19 protein-coding genes and 1 riboswitch are annotated in these 21,061 nt (G+C 72.0%); of the genes, 12 read left to right on the top strand and 7 right to left on the bottom strand.

All coding sequences use genetic code 11. The features are described from left to right. The first annotated feature begins 127 nt into the window (after positions 1 to 127). The gene (locus ACX27O_RS10025; protein WP_210865845.1) at positions 128 to 904 is read left to right on the top strand and encodes a maleylpyruvate isomerase family mycothiol-dependent enzyme; all 777 of its coding nucleotides are present in this window, start codon (positions 128 to 130) and stop codon (positions 902 to 904) included. A gap of 26 nt (positions 905 to 930) precedes the next feature. On the opposite strand, the gene ACX27O_RS10020 is transcribed toward ACX27O_RS10025, so the two are convergent. Then, positions 931 to 1,587 carry an NAD(P)H-binding protein gene (locus ACX27O_RS10020; RefSeq protein WP_030327699.1) on the bottom strand — a complete coding sequence of 219 codons (657 nt, stop codon included), beginning with the start codon at positions 1,585 to 1,587 and terminating at the stop codon, positions 931 to 933. 99 nt (positions 1,588 to 1,686) lie between these two features. Here ACX27O_RS10020 and ACX27O_RS10015 point away from each other — a divergent pair, with 99 nt between their 5' ends. The 3 genes from ACX27O_RS10015 (at position 1,687) to gcvP (ending at position 6,761) form a co-directional block, all read left to right on the top strand. Then, the gene (locus ACX27O_RS10015; protein WP_210858052.1) at positions 1,687 to 2,754 is read left to right on the top strand and encodes a MerR family transcriptional regulator; all 1,068 of its coding nucleotides are present in this window, start codon (positions 1,687 to 1,689) and stop codon (positions 2,752 to 2,754) included. Between the two features lie 83 nt (positions 2,755 to 2,837). Next, positions 2,838 to 3,683 (top strand): NAD-dependent protein deacetylase, encoded by an 846-nt coding sequence (locus ACX27O_RS10010; protein WP_210865844.1) that lies wholly within the window; start codon positions 2,838 to 2,840, stop codon positions 3,681 to 3,683. A gap of 84 nt (positions 3,684 to 3,767) precedes the next feature. After that, positions 3,768 to 3,866: riboswitch (glycine riboswitch) on the top strand. Between the two features lie 72 nt (positions 3,867 to 3,938). Next, positions 3,939 to 6,761 carry an aminomethyl-transferring glycine dehydrogenase gene (gcvP, locus tag ACX27O_RS10005; RefSeq protein WP_458939322.1) on the top strand — a complete coding sequence of 941 codons (2,823 nt, stop codon included), beginning with the start codon at positions 3,939 to 3,941 and terminating at the stop codon, positions 6,759 to 6,761. Positions 6,762 to 6,940: 179 nt separating this feature from the next. Here gcvP and ACX27O_RS10000 read toward each other — a convergent pair whose 3' ends face one another. Next, positions 6,941 to 7,141 (bottom strand): DUF5999 family protein, encoded by a 201-nt coding sequence (locus tag ACX27O_RS10000; RefSeq protein ID WP_030327695.1) that lies wholly within the window; start codon positions 7,139 to 7,141, stop codon positions 6,941 to 6,943. Positions 7,142 to 7,264: 123 nt separating this feature from the next. Here ACX27O_RS10000 and ACX27O_RS09995 point away from each other — a divergent pair, with 123 nt between their 5' ends. Beyond that, positions 7,265 to 8,485 carry a chorismate-binding protein gene (locus ACX27O_RS09995; RefSeq protein ID WP_374224301.1) on the top strand — a complete coding sequence of 407 codons (1,221 nt, stop codon included), beginning with the start codon at positions 7,265 to 7,267 and terminating at the stop codon, positions 8,483 to 8,485. Positions 8,486 to 8,517: 32 nt separating this feature from the next. Continuing rightward, positions 8,518 to 9,027, top strand: a complete 510-nt coding sequence (gene def, locus ACX27O_RS09990; protein ID WP_030327693.1) for a peptide deformylase — start codon at positions 8,518 to 8,520, stop codon at positions 9,025 to 9,027. On the opposite strand, the gene ACX27O_RS09985 is transcribed toward def, so the two are convergent. Continuing rightward, positions 9,024 to 9,794, bottom strand: a complete 771-nt coding sequence (locus ACX27O_RS09985) for a sulfite exporter TauE/SafE family protein (protein ID WP_030327692.1) — start codon at positions 9,792 to 9,794, stop codon at positions 9,024 to 9,026. The two genes, def and ACX27O_RS09985, sit on opposite strands and share 4 nt — an antisense overlap. A gap of 181 nt (positions 9,795 to 9,975) precedes the next feature. On the opposite strand from ACX27O_RS09985, the gene ACX27O_RS09980 reads away from it, so the two are divergent. Continuing rightward, positions 9,976 to 10,755 carry an endonuclease/exonuclease/phosphatase family protein gene (locus ACX27O_RS09980; RefSeq protein ID WP_210858745.1) on the top strand — a complete coding sequence of 260 codons (780 nt, stop codon included), beginning with the start codon at positions 9,976 to 9,978 and terminating at the stop codon, positions 10,753 to 10,755. A gap of 21 nt (positions 10,756 to 10,776) precedes the next feature. Here ACX27O_RS09980 and ACX27O_RS09975 read toward each other — a convergent pair whose 3' ends face one another. From ACX27O_RS09975 to ACX27O_RS09965, 3 genes are read right to left on the bottom strand one after another with little or no spacing between them, the layout of a single operon-like run. Continuing rightward, positions 10,777 to 11,277, bottom strand: a complete 501-nt coding sequence (locus tag ACX27O_RS09975; protein WP_458939321.1) for a cation:proton antiporter regulatory subunit — start codon at positions 11,275 to 11,277, stop codon at positions 10,777 to 10,779. Next, positions 11,196 to 12,806, bottom strand: a complete 1,611-nt coding sequence (locus ACX27O_RS09970; RefSeq protein WP_358126266.1) for a potassium/proton antiporter — start codon at positions 12,804 to 12,806, stop codon at positions 11,196 to 11,198. The genes ACX27O_RS09975 and ACX27O_RS09970 overlap by 82 nt, the downstream gene beginning before the upstream one ends. Beyond that, complete coding sequence (locus ACX27O_RS09965) at positions 12,803 to 14,110, bottom strand: ArsB/NhaD family transporter (RefSeq protein WP_458939320.1); 1,308 nt, start codon at positions 14,108 to 14,110, stop codon at positions 12,803 to 12,805. The genes ACX27O_RS09970 and ACX27O_RS09965 overlap by 4 nt, the downstream gene beginning before the upstream one ends. A 255-nt stretch (positions 14,111 to 14,365) precedes the next feature. Between ACX27O_RS09965 and ACX27O_RS09960 the strand changes: the two genes are divergently transcribed. From ACX27O_RS09960 to ACX27O_RS09945, 4 genes are all read left to right on the top strand, one after another. Then, on the top strand, positions 14,366 to 15,319 hold the full coding sequence (locus tag ACX27O_RS09960; protein WP_210858751.1) for a HAMP domain-containing sensor histidine kinase: 954 nt from the start codon (positions 14,366 to 14,368) through the stop codon (positions 15,317 to 15,319). Next, on the top strand, positions 15,316 to 15,969 hold the full coding sequence (locus ACX27O_RS09955; RefSeq protein ID WP_030327686.1) for a response regulator: 654 nt from the start codon (positions 15,316 to 15,318) through the stop codon (positions 15,967 to 15,969). The genes ACX27O_RS09960 and ACX27O_RS09955 overlap by 4 nt, the downstream gene beginning before the upstream one ends. Positions 15,970 to 16,107: 138 nt before the next feature. Further along, positions 16,108 to 18,213 (top strand): M14 family zinc carboxypeptidase, encoded by a 2,106-nt coding sequence (locus tag ACX27O_RS09950; protein ID WP_387221239.1) that lies wholly within the window; start codon positions 16,108 to 16,110, stop codon positions 18,211 to 18,213. Positions 18,214 to 18,311: 98 nt separating this feature from the next. After that, positions 18,312 to 18,944 carry a fasciclin domain-containing protein gene (locus ACX27O_RS09945; RefSeq protein ID WP_210861647.1) on the top strand — a complete coding sequence of 211 codons (633 nt, stop codon included), beginning with the start codon at positions 18,312 to 18,314 and terminating at the stop codon, positions 18,942 to 18,944. 6 nt (positions 18,945 to 18,950) lie between these two features. Here ACX27O_RS09945 and ACX27O_RS09940 read toward each other — a convergent pair whose 3' ends face one another. Then, positions 18,951 to 19,955 (bottom strand): tyrosine-type recombinase/integrase, encoded by a 1,005-nt coding sequence (locus ACX27O_RS09940; protein WP_210861650.1) that lies wholly within the window; start codon positions 19,953 to 19,955, stop codon positions 18,951 to 18,953. 194 nt (positions 19,956 to 20,149) lie between these two features. Between ACX27O_RS09940 and ACX27O_RS09935 the strand changes: the two genes are divergently transcribed. Continuing rightward, positions 20,150 to 20,896, top strand: coding sequence for a hypothetical protein (locus ACX27O_RS09935; protein ID WP_458939319.1), 747 nt, complete (start codon positions 20,150 to 20,152; stop codon positions 20,894 to 20,896). The last annotated feature ends 165 nt before the right edge of the window (positions 20,897 to 21,061 follow it).

Below are 21,061 nucleotides of genomic sequence, written 5' to 3'. Positions count from 1 at the left end.
GCTGGCGGTCAGCTGAGCGGTTGTTCGGGGTGCGAGGCGGCCGCGCCGGGCACCGGGTCTTCCGCGTGCCCCGCCGCGAGGGCGAAACCCGCTGTCGGTTGCCGGGGCGGGGTGGTACAAAGCCGCGGTGGAAGAGACTCTGAAGTTCGCCGATCTGTTGCGGTTGATGGACGAACGGTCGGCTGCTTTCCGGGCGGCGGTCGCCGCGGCGCCCAGCCTCGACGTGCGGGTGCCGACGTGTCCTGAGTGGACGGTGTTCGACCTGGTGCGACACCTGGGCGAGGGACGCCGCCGGTGGGCCGCCATCGTGGCCGCGGGGCCCGCCGACGCCCCACCGGACATCGCCGCGCCGGCGCCGCCCCGCGAGCGCGAGGCCCTGCTGGCCTGGTTCGCCGCGGCGACGGCGCAGTTGCTGTCGGCGTTGCGGGAGGCCGGCCCGGATCGTGGTTGCTGGACGTGGTGGGGTGATTCGCAGTCGCCGCAGACCGCCGGCGCTGTTGCCCGCCACCAGCTTCAGCAGGTCGCCGTGCACACCTATGACGCCCAGGTCGCTGTGGGCGCGCCGGAGCCGTTGCCGGACGAGGTGGCCCTCGACGGTGTCGACGAGTTCCTGACCACCTGCGTCGCGACGACGATCGCGTGGCCGCACGAGCCCGCTGTCATCGACTACCACGCCACCGAGGGCCGTTCCTGGCGGCTGTGGTTCTCCGCCGACGGCGCACGGACCGCCCGGCTCTCGGCGCCGCTCGCCGCCGAGGACCCGGGGGTGGCGTATGTTTCCGCCCGGGGTACGGCCAATGAGCTGGTCATGTTCTTCTACGGCCGCATTCAGATGGACCTGCTGCAGCTCGAGGGCGACCGCCGCGTCCTGGACCAGCTGATCGCCTGGGAGCCGCAGGAGTAGGACGCGGCGCGGGCCGGCGTAGTCGGTCAGGTGGCGGCGGCGCGGACGGCGTCGGCGATCGGGGTGGGCCCGTCGACGAGTTCCAGTGTCGCGCCGGCGGTGCGTGGTTCGTCGAGCAGCGCGGCGAGGACGTGGGCGACGTCGGTGCGGCTGATCGCGCCACCCCCGGCGTGTGGGGTGAGGGTGACCCGTCCGGTGGGTGGGTCGTCGGTGAGCCGGCCGGGTCGCAGCACCGTCCAGGCCAGGTCGCGGCCGCGCAGGTCGTCCTCGGCGGCGCGTTTGGCGCGCAGGTACGCCGCCCACACGTCGTCGGTGCCGGGGGCGGGTGGCTTGTCCACGCCCATGGAGGAGACGAGCAGGTAGCGGTGGACGCCGGCGCGGGTGGCGGCGTCGGCGAGCAGCGCGGCGGCGGCCCGGTCGACGGTGTCCTTACGGGCGGCGCCGCTGCCGGGCCCGGCACCGGCGGCGAAGATCACCGCGTCGGCGCCGTCGAGGTGCGCGGCGAGCTGCGTGATGTCGGTGTGTTCCAGGTCGTTGACCACGGGGGTGGCGCCGGCGGCGCGCAGTGTCGCGGCCTGCTCGGGGTTGCGGATGAGGCCGACGGCGGTGTCGCCGCGCCCGACGAGGTGACGTTGCAGCAGCAGGGCGATCTTGCCGTGGCCTCCGGCGATGACGACGCGCATGCGCCCAACCTACCGGCCGCATCGGCTTGACCTTGACCTTCGGGTAACCCTGAGCCTGGTCGTGCCGGTCGCCGTGACCGGCACGAGGAGGATGTTCACGTGGGGCTGATGACCATCGGGGCGTTCGCTCGGGCGGCGAGGCTGACGCCGAAGGCGTTGCGCCTGTACGACCAGGTGGGGTTGCTGGTTCCGGCGGCGGTGGATCCGGAGTCCGGCTACCGGTTCTACGACCCGGCTCAGCTGCCGGTGGCGCGGCTGGTCGCCCAGTTGCGTCGGCTCGGGATGCCGCTGGCGACGATCCGGGTGGTGTGTGCCCTGGAGCCCGCGGCGGCCGCTGAGGCGATCAGCGCGTACTGGCGGCGGGTCAGCGCCGACACCGCGGCTCGCGCCCGGCTCGCCACCCTCCTCGTGGATCACCTTTCTGAAGGGGGTACCACGATGTCCGACCCGAATGGCACGGTTGCCGTACGCTGCGCGGCCGGTTGTGACACCGGCCTGGTGCGCGACAGCAACGAGGACGTCGCGTACGCCGGCGGACGGTTGCTGGCCGTGGCCGACGGTATGCGGGGGCCGGGCGGTGCGGCTGCCAGCGCGGCCGCCGTCGACGCCCTGAAGCCGTTGGAGTTCGCCGACCTGCCGTCCGCCGAGGTGTTGACGGTGCTGGCCGGGGCGGTCGCCGACGCCGACCGCGCTGTGCGCGGGTTGGCGTCCGACGCCGACCAGCCGGTCACCACGCTGACCGGGCTGCTGCTGCGCGGTTCCCGGCTGGCGTTGGTGCACGTCGGCGACACCCGGGCCTACCTGTTGCGTGACGGTGAGCTGTCGCTGCTCACGCAGGACCACACCTGGGTGCAGGCCCAGGTGGATCAGGGCCGGCTCGACCGGGAGCAGGCCGCGTCGCATCCGCAGCGGGCGGTGCTGGTGCGCGCCCTCGGTGGCGGTCGGCAGGTCGAGGCTGATCTCGCGGTGCGCACCGTGCAGGCCGGTGACCGGTACCTGCTGTGCTCCGACGGGTTGTCGGCGGTCGTCGACCGGGCCGAGCTGCGTTCGGCGTTGACCGGGGCCGGCGATCCGGATGCCACGGTGCGTGCGCTGACGGCGCTGGCGCGGGCCGAGGGGGCACCGGACAACATCGCCTGCGTGGTGGCCGACATCGTGGCGGTGTAGACGTCCCGGTGCCCGCGCCGGGTGGGGTTGCCCACCCGGCGCGGGGTTCGCCGGTGGCGCACGGGTTGAGGCAGCATGGAGAGGTGACGGAGAGCCTCGACGTGTTGACCTCGCTGGTGGCCGGCGGTGGGGTGGTGGTCCTCAGCGGCGCCGGCCTGTCCACCGAGTCGGGGATCCCGGACTACCGGGGGCCCAGCGGGGTGGCGCGGCGGCACACCCCGATGACCTTCCAGGCGTTCACCGGGGATCCGCTCGCCCGGCGGCGCTACTGGGCGCGTAGCCACCTGGGGTGGCGGTTGATCGCGGGCGCGGCGCCCAACGCCGGGCATCAGGCGGTGGCGCAGCTGCAACGCGCCGGTCTGGTCGACACCGTGATCACCCAGAACGTCGACGGTCTGCACGGTGCGGCCGGCAGCCCGTCGGTGATCGAGTTGCATGGTCGGCTCGACGAGGTGACCTGCCTGGACTGCGGCAACCTGACCTCGCGGGAGGAACTGGACCGGCGGCTGCGGGAGGCCAACCCGGATTTCGTGGCCCGCGTCGCCGGGGTCAACCCGGACGGTGATGTTGATCTCCCCGATGAGCAGGTGGCGGCGTTCCGGCCGGTGGACTGCGGGATCTGCGGCACCGGGATGGTGAAGCCGGACGTGGTGTTCTTCGGTGAGACGGTGCCGCCGCAGCGGGTGGCGCGGTGTTTCGCGGCCGTGGAGCAGGCCCGTTCGTTGCTGGTTCTCGGGTCGTCGTTGACGGTGATGTCGGGGCGCCGTTTCGTGATTCGGGCGGCGAAACGGGGCATCCCGGTCGCGATCGTCAACCAGGGGTCCACGCGAGGTGACGACCACGCCACCGTGTGCGTCGACGCGCCGCTGGGTGTGGTGTTGCCGCAGTTGGCCGCGCGGGTCGCCGCTGGAGTGCCGCTCAAGGTGTGATCGTGGGTCACTGGGCGCGGTGCCCGGCCCGGGGGTAGGACATCTGCGGGAAACACCGGCGCTGGTAGCGTTGACCACGCCGGTAACACCCACGTGGGAGAGACCGCCCGACAGCACGCAGGGCGGCGCCGAAGGGGCAAATCCTCCCCGGAACCTCTCAGGCAAAAGGACCTCGTGGGCAGGCACTGTGGAGTGCCCCTGTGGGTGCGACAGAGGGGGAGGCCGACACGTCGACCTCGCCCCGGGAGTGCCCCCATGACCGTAGAGCAGTTCGCCACCCGTCACATCGGTCCCGGCCCCGACGACGAGCGTCGGATGTTGGAGGTCGTCGGGCACGACTCGATCGACGAGCTGATGGACGCCGCGATCCCCGAGGTGATCCGCTGGCACGGCACCCTCGACCTGCCCGACCCGGCCACCGAGGCCGAGACGATCGCCGAGTTGCGGGCCCTCGCGGCGCGCAACACCATCGCCGTCTCCATGATCGGGTTGGGGTATCACGGCACGCACACCCCGGCGGTGATCCGCCGCAACGTCCTCGAGGACCCGGCCTGGTACACGGCGTACACCCCGTACCAGCCGGAGATCAGTCAGGGCCGCCTGGAGGCGCTGCTGAACTTCCAGACCATGGTCACCGACCTGACCGGGCTGGCCACCGCGAACGCCTCCATGCTCGACGAGGGCACCGCGGCGGCGGAGGCGATGACCCTCGCCCGCCGCGCGTCCAAGAGCAAGAGCCCGGTGTACGTGGTCGACGCCGACGCGTTGCCGCAGACCATCGCGGTGATCACCAGTCGGGCCGAGCCGCTCGGCATCGAGGTGCGGGTCCTCGACGTCGAGCGCGACGAGTTGCCGGCGGAGTTCTTCGGCCTGCACCTGCAGTACCCGGGGGCGTCCGGTGCGGTCCGCGACCACCAGGGTCTGGTCGAGGCGGCGCACGCCGTCGGCGCCCTGGTCACCGTCGCGGCGGACCTGCTGGCGTTGACTCTGCTGCGGGCGCCGGGGCAGATCGGCGCGGACATCGCCGCCGGCACCACCCAGCGCTTCGGCGTACCCATGGGCTTCGGTGGGCCGCACGCCGGTTACCTGGCGGTGCGCTCGGGCCTGGAGCGGATGCTGCCCGGACGCCTGGTCGGGGTGTCGCGCGACGCGGACGGCAACCCGGCGTACCGGTTGGCGTTGCAGACCCGTGAGCAGCACATCCGGCGGGAGAAGGCGACCAGCAACATCTGCACCGCGCAGGTGCTGCTCGCGGTGATGGCCGGCATGTACGCCGTCTACCACGGCCCGGACGGGCTGCGGGACATCGCGACGCGTACCCATCGGATGGCGGCGCGGCTCGCGGCCGGGTTGCGCGCCGGCGGCGTGGACGTCGCGGACGTCGCGTTCTTCGACACCGTCACCGCCCGGGTGCCGGGCCGGGCCGCCGAGGTCGTCGCGGCGGCCGCCGAGCGGGGGGTGAACCTGCGGCTGGTCGACGCCGACCAGGTGGGGATGTCCTGCGACGAGACGACCACCGACGCGCACCTTCAGGCGGTGTGGGCGGCGTTCGGGGTGGCCGCGTTCGACGGGGCCGTCGACACGGCAGTCCCGGCCGACCTGACGCGCACCACCGACTTCCTCACCCACCCGGTGTTCCGCAGCCACCACTCGGAGACGGCGATGCTGCGCTACCTGCGACGGCTGTCGGACTTCGACTACGCCCTGGACCGGGGCATGATCCCGCTCGGCTCGTGCACGATGAAGCTGAACGCGACCACCGAGATGGAGCCGATCAGCTGGGCGGAGTTCGCCAACATCCACCCGTTCGCGCCGGACGCGCAGACCGCCGGGTACCGGGAGATGATCGGCCAGTTGGAGTCGTGGCTGGCCGAGGTGACCGGCTACGACGCGGTCAGTGTGCAGCCCAACGCCGGTTCGCAGGGTGAGCTGGCCGGGTTGCTGGCGATCCGCTCGTACCACGCGTCGCGGGGGGAGACCCACCGCGACGTGTGCCTGATCCCCTCGTCGGCGCACGGCACGAACGCCGCGTCGGCGGTGATGGCCGGCATGCGGGTCGTCGTGGTGGCCTGCGACGACAACGGCAACGTCGACCTGGTCGACCTGGACGCGAAGATCGACAAGCACCGCGACGCGCTCGCCGCGATCATGGTGACGTACCCGTCGACGCACGGCGTGTACGAGACCGGCATCGCGTCGCTGTGCGCGAAGGTCCACGACGCCGGCGGGCAGGTGTACGTCGACGGGGCGAACCTCAACGCCCTGGTCGGTTTCGCCAAGCCCGGCACGTTCGGGGCGGACGTGTCGCACCTGAACCTGCACAAGACGTTCTGCATCCCGCACGGCGGCGGTGGCCCCGGCGTGGGCCCGGTGGCGGTCCGCGCGCACCTGGCGCCGTTCCTGCCCGGTGACCCGCTCGGCGCGCACGCCGACGCCACCCCGGCGATCTCGGCGGCGAAGTACGGGTCGGCGGGCATCCTGCCGATCCCGTGGGCGTACCTGCGGATGATGGGCGCCGAGGGGCTGACCCGGGCCACCGGTGTGGCGGTCCTCGCGGCGAACTACGTGGCGGCGCGGCTGCGCGGGCACTTCCCGGTGCTGTACGCCGGCAACAAGGGCCTGGTGGCGCACGAGTGCATCCTCGACCTGCGGCCGTTGACGAAGGCGACCGGGGTGAGCGTCGACGACGTGGCGAAGCGGTTGATCGACTACGGCTTCCACGCGCCCACGATGTCGTTCCCGGTGGCGGGGACGCTGATGGTGGAGCCGACCGAGAGCGAGGACCTGGCCGAGCTGGACCGGTTCTGCGACGCGATGATCGCGATCCGCGCGGAGATCGAGCAGGTGGCGTCGGGGCAGTGGCCGGCGGGGGACAACCCCCTGGCGAACGCGCCGCACACCGCGGCGATGGTCAGCGGTGACGAGTGGTCGCACGCGTACCCGCGGTCGGTGGGCGCGTACCCGGCCGGGGTGGACCGGGCCGGGAAGTACTGGCCGCCGGTGCGGCGCATCGACGGCGCGTACGGCGACCGGAACCTGGTCTGCTCGTGCCCGTCGCCGGAGGCGTTCGAAGACTGACAGCGCCCGCGGGCGCTCAAGGTTTGACAGCGCCGCCGGGCGTCGAAGGGCCGATGACGGCGCGCCGGGGCGGGCGGGTACGGCCTGCCCCGGCAGTCGCTGCGACCTGGGCGGGGACGTCCCTTACCGGGGGACTAGCCTGGGTCGACGGCGGCTATTCGGTGACGCTGAGTGGTCGGTCAGGCCACGAGGGCGTGGCGGGCGGGGCCGCGGTGCGGTGCGATGCTGCTCCCGTCGGGGAGCAGCTCGCCGGTGTCGTCGAAGACGATGACACCGTTGCAGAGCAGGCTCCAGCCCTGCTCACGGAAGCAGGCGAGGACCCGCGCGGCTTCCCGGTCGGTGGCTTCAGCGGAAGGGCAGGTCGGTTGGTGCTGGCACATCGGGTTCTCCGGACTGTGGGGGCACTGTGTCATGGTTCACATGACCAGTGACGCACAGTACCAAGCGAAAGTGTCCAGCATCGACCAGGTGTCCGCCTGGTGCGCGGGAAATCCACTGAACGGATGAGGAAGGTTGGACCGTACGGCGTGGAAACGCTCCCATACGTGTGCGACGCGGACCTCGGTCCGGCGACGTACGTCGATGTGCCGGCCGCGCCGGCCGGATGCCGGGGCGCGCTCACCGAACGCGCCCGCCTGCACTGGTCCCGCGCCGACGGCGGCGACCCGGCGGCCCTGGCCGAGGAGTTCCTCGCCGCGCACGGCCTGCCCCTGCACGACCTGACCCGACCCGTCACCGACCGCCACGGCGACGGGGTCTGCGGCGCGGCGCTGTACCTGTCCGCCGCCGCCGGGGCGCTCCTGACCGGCGCGCCCACCGGGGCGCCCGAACCCGCGCCGACCCTGCCCGACCTCGTTGTGGTCGTCTACCAGCACGGCCGCGTCCGGATCACGCCGCCCGGCCCGCCGAGGCGGTGGTGGCTCGGCGAGTGGACCGAGAGTTGGACCCCCCGCGAGCACGCCGCCGCCGTCGACGCGGTCCGCGCCGCCATCGGCCGTGGCGACGTCTACCAGAGCAACATCGTCGGCCACGCCGCCGCCCCCTACACCGGCGACCCGCTGCCCGCCCTGCGCCGCCTCGGCGCGCTCCCCGGCGCCCGCTACGGCGGTGTGCTCACCGGCGACGGCTGGGCCATCGGCTGCGCCTCCCCGGAAACCCTCGTCGAGGTCACCGACGGGCAGGTGATCACCCGACCGATCAAGGGCACCCGCCCGGCCACCGCCGCCGGGCGCGCCGAACTGCTCGCCAGCGCCAAGGAACGCGCCGAACACATCATGATCGTCGACCTGGAACGCAACGACCTGGCGCGCATCGCCCGTACCGGCAGCGTCACCGTCGACGACCTGTTCGCCGTCCGCCGCTGGTGCGACCTGTGGCAGGCCGAATCGACCGTCCGCGCCACCGTCGCCGACGGCCTCGGCCTGGCCGACCTGCTGCGCGCCACCTGCCCCGGCGGCTCGGTCACCGGCGCGCCGAAACTCGCCGCCCTGACCCAGATCAGCGCCCTCGAACCTGTCGGCCGCGGCGCCAGCATGGGCGCGCTCGGCTGGGTCGCGCCCGGTCGTGTCGACCTGGGTCTGACCATCCGCACCGCCGCCGCCGACGGCCAACGGCTGCACACCTGGGCCGGCGGCGGCATCACCTGGGACAGCGACCCGTACGCCGAGGTCGCCGAGGCCGCCGCGAAGACCACCCCGATCCGCGCCACCCTGGCCGGGCGCTGACGGCGCGCCCGGACGGCGATACGCTGACCCGCATGACCATGCGGCCCATCCGGATCATCGGCGACCCTGTCCTGCGCACCGGATGTGAACCGGTCACCACCTTCGACGCGGAGCTGCGTGCCCTCGTCACCGACCTGATGGACACCCTGCTCGGCGCCCCCGGCCGCGCCGGCGTCGCGGCACCACAGATCGGCGTCAGCGCCCAGGTGTTCGTCTACGACGCCGACGGGCACCGTGGCCACCTCATCAACCCGACCCTGGAGCTGTCCGACGAGCTCCAGGACGACGAGGAGGGCTGCCTGTCCATCCCCGGCCTGTACTTCCCGACCGTGCGGGCCATGCACGCCACCGCCCACGGTGTCGACCAGCACGGCGAGCCGTTGACCATCGCCGGCAGCGGGTTCCTGGCCCGCGCCCTGCAACACGAAACCGACCACCTGGGCGGGCGGCTCTACGTCGACACCCTGCGCGGCGACACCCGACGCAGGGCGCTGCGCGAGATCCGCGCCGGGCGGTTCGACTCACCCAGCCGGCGCGGCTAGGCCACCCACTGGTCGTGGCCCAGCTTCGCGATCAACGCGGCCACCACCACCACCAGCACCACCCGCACGAACCCGGAGCCGCGGCGCAACGCCATGCGCGCCCCGAGCACCGCGCCGGCGATGTTGCACACCGCCATGCCCGCGCCCAGCAGCCACCACACGTGCCCGGTCACCGCGAACACCACGAGCGCGCCCAGGTTCGTGCCCGCGTTGACGACCTTCGCCATCGCCGAGCCGTGCACGAAATCCGAGCCCAGCAGGGCGGTGAAAGCCAACACCAGGAACGTGCCGGTGCCCGGGCCGATCAACCCGTCGTACAGGGCGATGCCCACCCCGGCCACCGCGATCGCCGCCGCCACCCTCGCCGGGGTGCGCCGGTGCGGCGCCGGTAGCACCCCCAGCCGGGGTCGCAGCAGCACGAACGCCGCCACCGCCACCAGCACGACCAACACCACCGGCCGGTACGCCGCCGCCGGCACCGCCCCGGCGAGCACGGCGCCCACGCCGGAGCTGAGCACCGCCAACCCCGCCGCCGGCCCCACCACCCGCCAGTCGAGCGTGGTCCGCCGGGCGTACGTCGTCGCCGCCGTGGCCGTACCGAAGATCGCGGCCAACTTGTTCGTGCCCAGCGCGGTGGCCACCGGCAACCCCGGGGCGGCCACCAGCAACGCCGGCAGCAGCAACAACCCGCCGCCGCCGACCACGGCATCGACCCACCCGGCCAGCGCCGCGGCGGCCAGCAGGGTACTCAGCGATACGGCGTCCACGGGCGGCAATTCTTCCCACAGGGGACGGCCAGACCGGGCCTGACGTGGTCAGACTCACGTCAACGACCTCGCGTACGCCGCAGAAACACCCCCAACGCCCCGACCGCCACGAACACCAGCACCGAACACAGCAACACCTTCACCACCCGGCAACCATGCCACGGGCACGTAGGGTGCAGGAGTGCGCCTGGCCACCTTCAACGTGCTGCACGGACGGTCCCTCACCGACGGGCTCGTCGACTCCGACCGACTCGCCGCCGCCATCGGCGCCCTCGACGCCGACGTGCTCGCCCTGCAGGAGGTCGACCGCGACCAGCACCGCAGCGGCAACCTCGACCTCATCGCCATCGCCGCCCGCGCCCTCGACGCACCCCACCACCGCTTCGCCGCCGCCGTCGTCGGCACCCCCGGCGAACAGTTCCGCCCGCTGCGCCACGACGACGACGGGCACGGTGAACCCTGCTACGGCATCGGCCTGATCAGCCGACATCCCGTGCGCAGCTGGCAGGTCACCCGGCTCAAACCGGCGCCGGTGCGCTCACCGGTCTACGTGCCCGGCCCCCGCGGCGGCCTCATCCTCCTGCACGACGAACCCCGCGTGGTCCTCGCCGCCGTCCTGGACACCCCCCACGGCGCCCTCACCGTCGCCGCGACCCACCTGTCGTTCGTGCCCGGCTGGAACGCCCGCCAACTGCGCCAGACCGTGCGCGCCCTGCGCGCGCTACCGGCCCCCCGCGTCCTGCTCGGCGACCTCAACCTGCCCGCCGGGGCGGCCCGGCTCATTTCCGGCTGGCACCCCCTGGGCCGACGTCCCACCTACCCCTCCGGGCAGCCCCGGGTCCAACTCGACCACATCCTCGCCGACCGGCACGCCCTCGACCAGCTGCCGCCGGTACGCGCGGTCACCACCCCGCTGTCCACCATCTCCGACCACCGGCCGCTCCTGGTCGACCTGGGCTGACCCCACGGCTGTCACCCGTCGTCATCCCCGCCGGGTGGTCACACCGCCGCTGACGTAGCCGGCGACGGCGCGTCCGAGGTGGTCGATCGCGTCACGGGTGCCGACGGCGACCAGGGTGTCGCCGTAGCGCAGGTCCCGCCGGGCGTCGGGCCTGAGGTCGGGGTGGCCGTCGCGCAGGACCGCCACCACGACGGCGTCGGTGCGCAGACTGCCCAGCGGGCGACCGTCGTAGTCGCTGCCGGCGGGAACCGGCACCCGGGCCACCGTGACGGCGTCCACGTCCGCGCCGCCGTCGGGCACCAGGTCGATGACCGCTGTCGCCGCGAGCAGGTTGGCCAGGTGGTGGGCCGCCACCGGCGACAGCGTCGCCGCGGCACGGACGTCGGTCGGGTCGTCGCGGTCGTACAGGGCGATGTCACGGGCGCCGTTGGGGTGGCAGATCACGCCGAGTCGGGTGCCATCGCCGGTGACGAACGAGTACGAGACGCCGACGCCGGGGAGGGCGATTCGTTCGATTTCCATGACGGACTCCTCCTTGATGGTTCCGCACGCCGGTCGGGGTCGCCGTACTCGCCGTGCCAGTGGGCCAGCCGCCCGGCGCGGCTGACCGCCCGCAGTCGGCGTTCGGTGGCCTCACGCACCGTCGGGGTGGTGAGGACGAGCAGATCGTCGCCGGTGCGCAGCCGGGTGTCCGTCGCGGGAACGAACGCGACGCCGTCGCGCACCACCAGGGGGGCCACCGCGGGCGTGGGCAGCCGCAGCTCGTCCAGGTACGTGCCGTGCAGTTTCGAACCCGCGGTGATGGTGACGTTGATGAGGTCGGCGTCGATGTTGTCCAGCGGGGCGATCTCGACCTGCAGGTCCGGGCCGACGCGGTGGGGGGCCAGCCCGAGGCGTTGCGCGAGCCACGGCAGCGACGGCGCCTGGATCGCGGTGAACACCACGACGAGCACGAAGACGATGTTGAACACGACCATGGCACCGGGGGTGCCGGCCACCACCGGCACCGTGGCCAGCACGATCGGCACGGCGCCGCGCAGCCCCGCCCAGGACAGGAACACCTGCTCGCGCAGCGGGATGCGGAACGGCAACAGGGTCAGCAGCACCGAGACGGGCCGGGCGATGAGCAGCAGGGCGGCGCCGACCACCAGCGCCGGCACGATCGCCGCCGGCAGGTCGGACGGCGACACCAGCAGACCCAGCATGACGAACAGGCCGATCTGCGCGATCCAGCCGAGCCCTTCGGCCAGCGACTCGGTGGCGCGCCGGTGCGGCAGGCCGGCGTTGCCGAGCACCAGACCCGCCAGGTACGCGGCGATGAAGCCGCTGGCCTGCAGCAGGCCGGAGCCGGCGAACGCGAGCACCCCGCACGCGAACGTGGCGATCGGGTACAGCCCCGAGGTGGGCAGGGTGAGCCGGCGCAGCAGCCACACCGCCGCCATCCCCACCCCGACGCCGGCGAGCGCGCCGACCACCAGTTGGTAGCTCATCTGGGCGAGCATCCCGCCCGGGGACAGGGTGCTCAGACTCGTCGCGCTGAACGCCAGCACCAGGATGAACGTGGGCGCGTCGTTGAGCCCCGACTCCGCCTCCAGCAGGTTGCTCAGCCGACGGGGCAGCGGCACGGCGCGCAGCACCGAGAAGACGGCGGCCGCGTCGGTGGACGAGACGATCGCGCCGAGCAGCAGCGACAGCTGCCATCCCAGGCCGAGCAGGTAGTGCGCCGCCGCGGCGGTGACGGCGACGCTGATGAACACCGCAAGGGTGGCGAGCGCGGTCGCCGGGCGCAACACCCGCCGCACGTCGCTGACCCGGGTGGTCAGGCCGCCCTCGACGAGGATCACCGCGAGGGCGGCCAACCCGAGCGCCTGCGCCAACGCGGCGTCGTCGAACGGCAGCCCGAGCCCACCCTCGCCGAGCAGCAGCCCGACACCCAGGTACGCCAGCAGCACCGGCATCCCGGCCTTCGCGGCGATCTTCGCGGCGCCCACGCTGACCAGCGCCACCAGCGTCCCGGCTGCCAGCAGCAGATACAGCGACGGCAGCGTCACGGAGCGCCGCCCAGGACGAAGTAGCGCAGCCACACGTACACGCCGGCGAGCACGACGGTGACGACGGTCAGCAGCAGACCGTCGCGGGTGAACCGCCAGAACGAGATCGGCTCCCCGGCTCGCTGCGCCAGACCGACCATCACCACGTTCGAGGCGGCGGCGACCACTGTGGCGTTGCTGCCGAGCCCCGCGCCGAGCGCGAGCGACCACCACAGCATGCCGGCCTGTTCCATGCCGCCGTTCGCCGCGACGAGCTGCTCGATGATCGGGCTGATGGCGGTCACCGACGGGATGTTGTCCACCAACGCCGACATGAGCGCCCCGCCGCCGATCAGGGTCAACGACGCGCCGAGCAGGTTGTCGCCGACCGCGTCGGTGGCGAAGGTGCCGACCACCTGGATCACGCCGGTGTCGACCAGGGCCCCGACCATGATGAACAGGCCGGCGAAGAACGCCAGGGTGGGCCACTCCACGTCCCGGACGACGCTGGCCGTCTCCAGCCGTGACACCCCCAGCAGAACGACACCGCCGGTCAGCGCGATCACCGCCGGTTCCAGATGCAGGACGGTGTGCAGACCGAACCCGGCGAGGACGAAGGCGAGAACGATGCCGCTGTACACCAGCAGGCGCGGTTCGCGGATCGCGTCGCGTTCCCGCATCGCCAGCACCGGCCCGACCCGCTCCGGGTGGTACGTCAACGCCGACCGGAAGATCACCCGGCAGAACAGCAACAGAACACCCAGCAGCACGATGACCAACGGCGTCAGGTGCACCAGGAACGCGTTGAACGACAGCCCGGCCCGCGCCGCGATGATGATGTTCGGCGGATCACCGATCAGCGTCGCCGTGCCGCCGATGTTCGCCGCGAACACCTCCGCCAGCAGGAACGGCACCACCGGCACACCCAGCTGCCGACACACGGAGATGGTCACCGGGGCAACGAGCAGGACCGTGGTGACATTGTCCAGCAGCGCCGACGCGGCAGCCGTGATCAACACCAGGATGACCATGAGCCGGTACGGTCGCCCACGGGCCCGCTTCGCCGCCCAGATCGCCAGATACTCGAACACGCCGGTACGACCGAGCACCGACACGATGATCATCATGCCGATGAGCAGGAAAATAACCCGCCAGTCGATGCCCGTGTCGGTGGAGAAGAACGCCTCCTGCGTACCGGTCAACCCGACCGCGAGCATCAACACCGCGCCGCCCACCGACGCGGCCACCCGATCCACCCGGTCCGTCGCGATCAACGCGTACACGACAGTGAACACCGCCACCGCCAACCAGCCCGCCGTGGTCATCCACCGCCCCCCTCCCCACGGACCCCGAAGGCCCGCCCGCCGTCTGTCCCTTTACCGTTGCCAACCGGGGGCACTGCTGACATCGGGGCCAACACTCATTCCAGGGCGGTCAGCAGGGGACAACATGGGAGCCAGCCCCCATGGACACCCACTCGACGCCCACGAGATCCTGAGGTACCGGAGCGTCGACCCACCCGGGGGCAGCCGCGCCCGCGACGATGGAAGGGCGGAGACGACAGGGGGAGGTTCGACGCGGTGTCGCTGTTCTGGCGGATCTTCCTGATCAACGCCGCGGTCCTCACCGCGGCGACCGTCCTGGTCCTGCTGGGCCCCGTGACGGTGTCGACCCCGTTCGTCCTCACCGAGGCACTCATCCTCAGCGGCGGCCTGGTCGTCATGCTCGTCGCGAACGCGCTGCTGCTGCGCGTCGGCCTGGCACCCCTGCAACGCCTCACCCGGGCGATGACCACCATCGACCTGCTGCGCCCCGGCCCCCGCCCCGCGGTCACCGGACACGCCGGCATCGCCGCCCTGATCAGCACGTTCAACGCCATGCTCGACCGACTCGAAGCCGACCGCGCCGCCAGCAACGCCCGCGCGCTGTCCGCCCAGGAGAACGAGCGGCGGCGCATCGCCCAGGAACTGCACGACGAGATCGGCCAGACACTCACCGCCGTCCTGCTGCAGATCAGCCGCGTCGCCGACAACGCCCCACCCGAGCTACGACCCGAACTGCACCAGGTGCAGGAAACCACCCGCGACAGCCTCGACGAGATCCGCCGCATCGCCCGCCGCCTGCGACCCGGCGTCCTGGAAGAACTCGGACTGATCGCCGCCCTGCGCTCCCTGTTCGCGGAGATCTCCCACCACAGCGGCCTGCAGATCCGCCGAGACTTCGCACCCGATCTACCCGTACTCACCGAGGAAGTCGAATTGGTGCTCTACCGCGTGGCCCAGGAAGGCCTCACCAACGTCGCCCGGCACGCCAACGCCAGCCGCGTCGACATCACCCTCATCCCACACGGCAACGGGGTGCGGCTACGCATCCGCGACGACGGACGCGGCATCGCCGGCCAACCGGAAGGCGCCGGCATCCGCGGCATGCGCGAACGGGCGCTGCTCGTCGGCGCCCACCTCAGCATCGGCCCCGGCCCCGCCGGCGGCACCGAGGTCACCCTCGACGTACCCGACCCAGCAGGCCTGGCATGAGCGCGCCCATCCGCATCCTGCTCGCCGACGACCACGCACTGGTACGCCGCGGCGTACGCCTCATCCTCGACGGCGAACCCGACCTGACCGTCGTCGCCGAGGCCAGCGACGGCGCCGAAGCCCTCGAACAAGCCCGACTGCACCAACCGGACCTGGCCATCCTCGACATCGCCATGCCCCGGCTCACCGGCCTGCAGGCCACCCGTGAACTCGTCAGACAGCAACCGGGCCTGCGGGTACTGATCCTGACCATGTACGACAACGAACAGTTCTTCTTCGAAGGCCTCCGAGCCGGCGCCAACGGATACGTCCTCAAATCCGTCGCCGACCGCGACCTCGTCGAGGCGTGCCGGGCCGCCATGCGCGACGAACCGTTCCTCTACCCCGGCGCCGTCACCGCCCTGATCCGCAACTACCTCGACCGCGTCCGCAACGGCGAACCCGTACCCGAACGCGCCATCACCGGCCGCGAGGAGGAGATCCTCAAACTCGTCGCCGAAGGGCACTCCTCGAAGGAGATCGCCGAACTGCTGTTCATCAGCATCAAGACCGTCGAGCGGCACCGCAGCAACCTGCTGCAGAAACTGGGCCTCCGCGACCGGCTCGACCTCACCCGATACGCCATCCGCGCGGGCCTCATCGAACCCTGACCACCACCGACACCCGCCAGCGGCGGCCACCGGGGGAGCGGCCCGCCCAGCCGCAAGATTCCCTCAAGATCATTGCATAGACGATCTCCGACGACCATGCTGATCGAATCGCGCCACGATCAACTAGTCGGAGGCCACATGCGACACCAGCGACCCCTAGCGATCGCCGTAGCCACACTCCTCACCCTCACCCTCACCACCGCACCCACCCCCGCCAACGCCCAGAGCGCGGCAGCACCCAACCAGGTCACCAACCTCACCATCCGCCAAGCCGACGGGTACGCCACCCTCGCCTGGCAACCCGTCGACGGGGCAACCGACTACCAGATCGAACGCACCGCCGTCGACGCCACCGGCACCCCCACCGGCGCACCCACCATCGTCGGCATCTGGCGCCCCAACCGCCAGATCAACCAACAGGCACCCACCTTCGCCGACGCCGGATTCAACCCCGGCGACACCTTCCAGTGGCGGGTACGCGCCCGCGCCGGCACCACCGAACAGCCCTACTCCGACCCGGTCGTCGCCACCACCACCGCACCCTGGGGCAACCCCGACACCCCCGGCGAGCAACTGCGCACCCAGTGGGAAACCGCCCACGCCGCCCAGTACACCAGCGACACCGACGAGTACGCCTACACCGCCGCCATCGACGCCCTCAGCGACCGCGTCCGCGTCGTCGAACTCGGCCGCACCGTCCAGAACCGACCGATCAACATGCTGGTCATCGGTTACCCCACCCCCGCGACCACCCCAGAGGCCGTCGCCGCCACCGCACCCGTGGCCATCAACTGCAACGTGCACGGCAACGAACCGGGCGACCGCGAAGCCTGCCTCATCATGGCCCGGCAACTCGCCTTCAGCACCGACCCCCGCATCACCGACCTGCTCAGCCACACCACCGTCCTGATCGTCCCCACCATCAACGGCGACGGCCGCGCCAACAACACCCGCGGCAACTCCACCGGCCAGGACCTCAACCGCGACTACTCACTGATCCGCCAGCCGGAAACCGCCGCGTACATCAAGATGGTCCGCGACTACCGACCCGTCGCCGGCTACGACGGCCACGAGTTCGGCAACTCCCGCGCCGGCGACCTGCCGATGCTGCCACCCCGACACCAGAACGTCGCCCAACCCATCTTCGACCAGTCCCAGGACATGATCGAAGGCCACATGTACACCAAGGGCGCCGAAGCCGGCTGGTGGGCCTGCCCCTACGGCTGCGAAGGCGGCGGCAACGTCGGCCTCAGCGAGGAAACCATCCTGCGCAACACCCTCGGCCTCAAGAACGTCGCCAACTCCCTGCTGGAACTGCGCAGCTCCGGCGGACAGACCCGACCCGACGAGGGCAACACCGCCAACAACCGACGCCGCAAGACCTACTCGGCCCTGTGGACCTTCCACCAGTTCCTGGACTACCACCGCGCCGACCGCAACGACATCCTCACCTCCCGCGCCGAGTCCATCGAAATCCAGGCCGCCAACACCGGCCGCCTCGTCTTCCGCGGCTCCCGACCCATCCCCGCCCACCCCGCCCCGCACCCCGGCGACAGCCCGCCGCCGCTCGACGCCCCCCGCGCCGACCTCATCCTCGACAACGCCCCCTGCGCCTACAAGCTCACCGACGAGCAGTACAACGGCGCACGCACCGACGGACCAGGCGGCGTCGGCACCACCGTCGCCCAGCGCATCGCCGCACACGGCTGGCAGGTCATCAAGACCAACGACGGCTACTACGTCCCCCTCAACCAGCCCGAACGCGGCCTCATCCCGCTGCTGCTCGACACCCAGGGCGTCGAGAAGCTGACCGACGGCGAACGCGTCTACCCCACCCTCACCGGCCGACGCAACGGACCACTGACCGTCACCGGCTTCACCTGCGCCGCCGACGCCACCATCAACGGCCCCGTCACCGTCCAGCCCGGCGCGGCACTCGTCGCGACCGCAACGACAATCAGCGGACCCGTCAGCGCCAACCGCGCCGCCGGCGTCGTCCTCGCCGACAGCACCGTCAACGGCCCGCTGCAGATCACCACCACCAACGCGATCTCCATCATCGACGTCACCATCGCCGGCCCGGCCAGCCTGACCGGCAACACCACCGGCACCACCGCGGCACTGCTCGCCGGCAACACCATCCGCGGCCCGCTCAACTGCACCGCGAACAGCACCGCCCCGACCAACCTCGGCGTCGCCAACACCGTGCACGGCCCGCGCACCAACCAGTGCGCGGCACTGTGACCATCAGCTAGCCGAGCCGGCGTGCCGGCGGTGCGAGGCCACCACGCCCCGCACCGCCGGCACACCCCACCCCCCAACCCCGACCCGTGGAGCCCGCCGTGTCGAACCCGTCCCGCGCTCTGCACCTGGTTGCCGTGGTCCTGCTGCTGACCCCGGTCGCCTGCACCACCACAACGGACCCGAAGCCACCGCGCGACACCACCAGCGCCACCCAGGTCACCGGGCCGCTCTGCGCCGCCCTGCCCACCGGCACCGACCCCGGCAACCCGAGCTTCCTCGCCGACCAACCCGTCGACCAGGCACTGCGGTGGATCCCCACCCTCACCACGTTCGAAGCGGCCCTGCGCACCAGCGGCGCCCTCACCGACCTGCCCACCGGCACCGACGTCACCATCCTCGCCCCCTCCGACGACGCCTTCGCCGCCATGTTCTCCGAGGACAACTGGGACGACCTGATGACCCGCCACACCGACCAGCTCCGCACCCTGCTCAAGGCACACCTGATCACCGGAACCCACACCATCGACGACCTGGTGACCGCCGGCACCACCACCACCCTCGACGGCACCACCGTCACCGTCGCCCGCACCGGACCCACCGCCCGCCTCGCCGACCGGGCCGACGCCGTGTGCGCCGACTACCGGGCCACCAACGCCCGCATCCACATCATCAACGCGGTCCTCGGCGCACTGCCCAAAACCGCCGGCGACACCGACGAGCGGGCCCACTGACCGCGCTCACCGCTCCTCCCGCACCGGCACCAGCGCGGCCAACGCCCGGTTGGTGCGGTTGGCCCGCACCGCGTCGCGCTGCTGAACGGCCGTCACCTCGATGTACGTCTGCGACGACGCCAACGACGCGTGCCCCAGCAACCGCATGATCTCCGCCGCGCTCGCCCCGTCCTCGGCCAACCGGGTCGCGAAGGTGTGCCGCAACGCGTGCAACCGCGCTCCCCGCGGCACCCGGTCACCGACGCCCGCCCGCCGAAAACACGACTCCACCAGATACTGCAGCCCACCCCGGCGCAGCGGCTCACCACGCCGATCCACCAACAACGCCGAGTCCGGCCGCACCGACCGCGAACCGAAGCGCCGCACCCGACTGTCCAGGTAGTCCCGCAGCACCCGGTCCAGGTCCGCCTCGATCGGCACCACCCGGGGCCGCCCACCCTTGCCGAGCACCTCGATGCGCCGCTCACCAGGCCGACCCGCCAGCGAGCCGACCCGCAACGCCAGCAGCTCCGACAGGCGCAGCCCCGCGCACAGCGCCACCGCCAGCACCGCCACGTCCCGCTCCGGCCACGGGTCACGCTGCCGGCCGTCGTCGCGGGCGACCGCCGCGAGCAGCACCTCGGGGGTGTCCGCGCCGCGCAGCGGCTTCGGCTGGGGGAGGAGCGCCCGGGGCCGTCCGACCGCCGGCATCGGGTTGCCCGCCACCACCCCGTCGGCGACCAGGAAGGTGAAGAAACTGTTCCAGGTGGACCAGGCCCGGTGCACCGACGCGGGCGCCCGGGGAGCGGCGAAGCGGGCGAAGGCCGCCCGCATGACGCGGGGGGAGAGGTCGGTGATCAACAGCTCGTCGAGGGGGAGGGGAGTGGCGTCACCGTCGGCGACCAGGGCGGCCACCGCGTACAGGTCCCGACGATAGGCAGCCAGGGTGTGGGGGGAGGGCTTGCCGGTGGCGCGAGCGGTCAGGAACTCCTCGATCAGCACTCCGAGCGATTCGTCCTTTTTGTCATGCATAAGGGATATTATGCAGCATTTTCGCGTTCCCGGGAAGTGGCGGCGGACGACCGCCGGGCGAGGGGGAGCCGACCCACCCAGGGCAGGTGCCGACGCTGTAGAACCCTCGACAGCAGCCGACCGGCGTTACCCACCGCCGGCCGCTGCGGGCGAAACCGAGTGAAGTCGATCGAGGAGCCCGTATCCTGCGCGGCATGACGTCGCCCGTCACCACCTGCCCGCGCTGTGGTCGGCCCGGTACGGCCACCGCCTACCGGGAGCCGGGCGGCCTGATCTGCCCCGAAGGGCACCAGTGGCGGGCCGCCGGACGACCCGGGTGGGCTCGCTACGCGTCGCCGGGCCTCATCAGGCAGCCCGGCGCGGACGCATCGACCGTGACGCCACTCAAAGAGGTCGACAAGGACGGGCGCCGCTGGCGGATCGGCACCGCCGGCGACGTCGCCTGGTTCGCCGGGCAGACCACGCAGGGCCTCTCGATCACCGCCGCGATCCCGCCGGTGTTCGACGCGTACGCCACGTTCCATCCGCCCGACGGCGTCGGTTTCGCCGCCCACGAACGTGCCGTGGTGGACGAGTTGGTCGCGTGCACCCCGGACCAACCCTGGTGGCTGGGCTACCTCGACACCGGCGCCCACGACGTCGTCTTCCCGCGCGCCCCGAGGGTGTCGCTCTACTCGGACTATCCGTACGTGCTGGTCGAAGCCGGACCTGAACAGGCACTGACCTGGAGGGTCGGTCACATGCGCGGCGATGGCCCGCTGCCGGATCTGTTTTTTCCGGCGGATCGCTCCTGGCTCGTCTCCGCGCTGTGGGACGACACCTGGACCGACTTCGGCGCCAGCGCCGCTGTGGTTGCCCGCCTGCAGCGCAATCCGCTGGTCGCCGCGCGCCCCGTCAGCCTGGACGAGGACGCGTGCCCGCCCGGACTGACCCGCGAGTGACCACTGCCGAGGGGACCGTCAGATAACGGTACTTTACATAATGTGCATTATCGAATCGCGGTGGGAACGGCTGGACAGGGGACAGCCATGAATCCCCGCACGACGTAGCGTCATCAGTGGTCGCTGTCTCGTGAACTGTTGGCACGCGCACCAGTCAGACCTCAC

The organism is Micromonospora sp. SD19 (assembly GCF_054462275.1).
This window is presented reverse-complemented; position numbering and strand designations above follow the sequence as displayed.

What these genes read in the sequence shown, in the direction of transcription:
- ACX27O_RS10020 (WP_030327699.1), bottom strand. Translation starts at nt 1,587, where the DNA reads ATGCGCGTCGTCATCGCCGGAGGCCACGGCAAGATCGCCCTGCTGCTG.
- gcvP (WP_458939322.1), top strand. Translation starts at nt 3,939, where the DNA reads ATGACCGTAGAGCAGTTCGCCACCCGTCACATCGGTCCCGGCCCCGAC.
- ACX27O_RS10000 (WP_030327695.1), bottom strand. Translation starts at nt 7,141, where the DNA reads ATGTGCCAGCACCAACCGACCTGCCCTTCCGCTGAAGCCACCGACCGG.
- ACX27O_RS09995 (WP_374224301.1), top strand. Translation starts at nt 7,265, where the DNA reads ATGAGGAAGGTTGGACCGTACGGCGTGGAAACGCTCCCATACGTGTGC.
- def (WP_030327693.1), top strand. Translation starts at nt 8,518, where the DNA reads ATGACCATGCGGCCCATCCGGATCATCGGCGACCCTGTCCTGCGCACC.
- ACX27O_RS09975 (WP_458939321.1), bottom strand. Translation starts at nt 11,277, where the DNA reads ATGGAAATCGAACGAATCGCCCTCCCCGGCGTCGGCGTCTCGTACTCG.
- ACX27O_RS09965 (WP_458939320.1), bottom strand. Translation starts at nt 14,110, where the DNA reads ATGACCACGGCGGGCTGGTTGGCGGTGGCGGTGTTCACTGTCGTGTAC.
- ACX27O_RS09955 (WP_030327686.1), top strand. Translation starts at nt 15,316, where the DNA reads ATGAGCGCGCCCATCCGCATCCTGCTCGCCGACGACCACGCACTGGTA.
- ACX27O_RS09950 (WP_387221239.1), top strand. Translation starts at nt 16,108, where the DNA reads ATGCGACACCAGCGACCCCTAGCGATCGCCGTAGCCACACTCCTCACC.
- ACX27O_RS09940 (WP_210861650.1), bottom strand. Translation starts at nt 19,955, where the DNA reads ATGCATGACAAAAAGGACGAATCGCTCGGAGTGCTGATCGAGGAGTTC.
- ACX27O_RS09935 (WP_458939319.1), top strand. Translation starts at nt 20,150, where the DNA reads ATGACGTCGCCCGTCACCACCTGCCCGCGCTGTGGTCGGCCCGGTACG.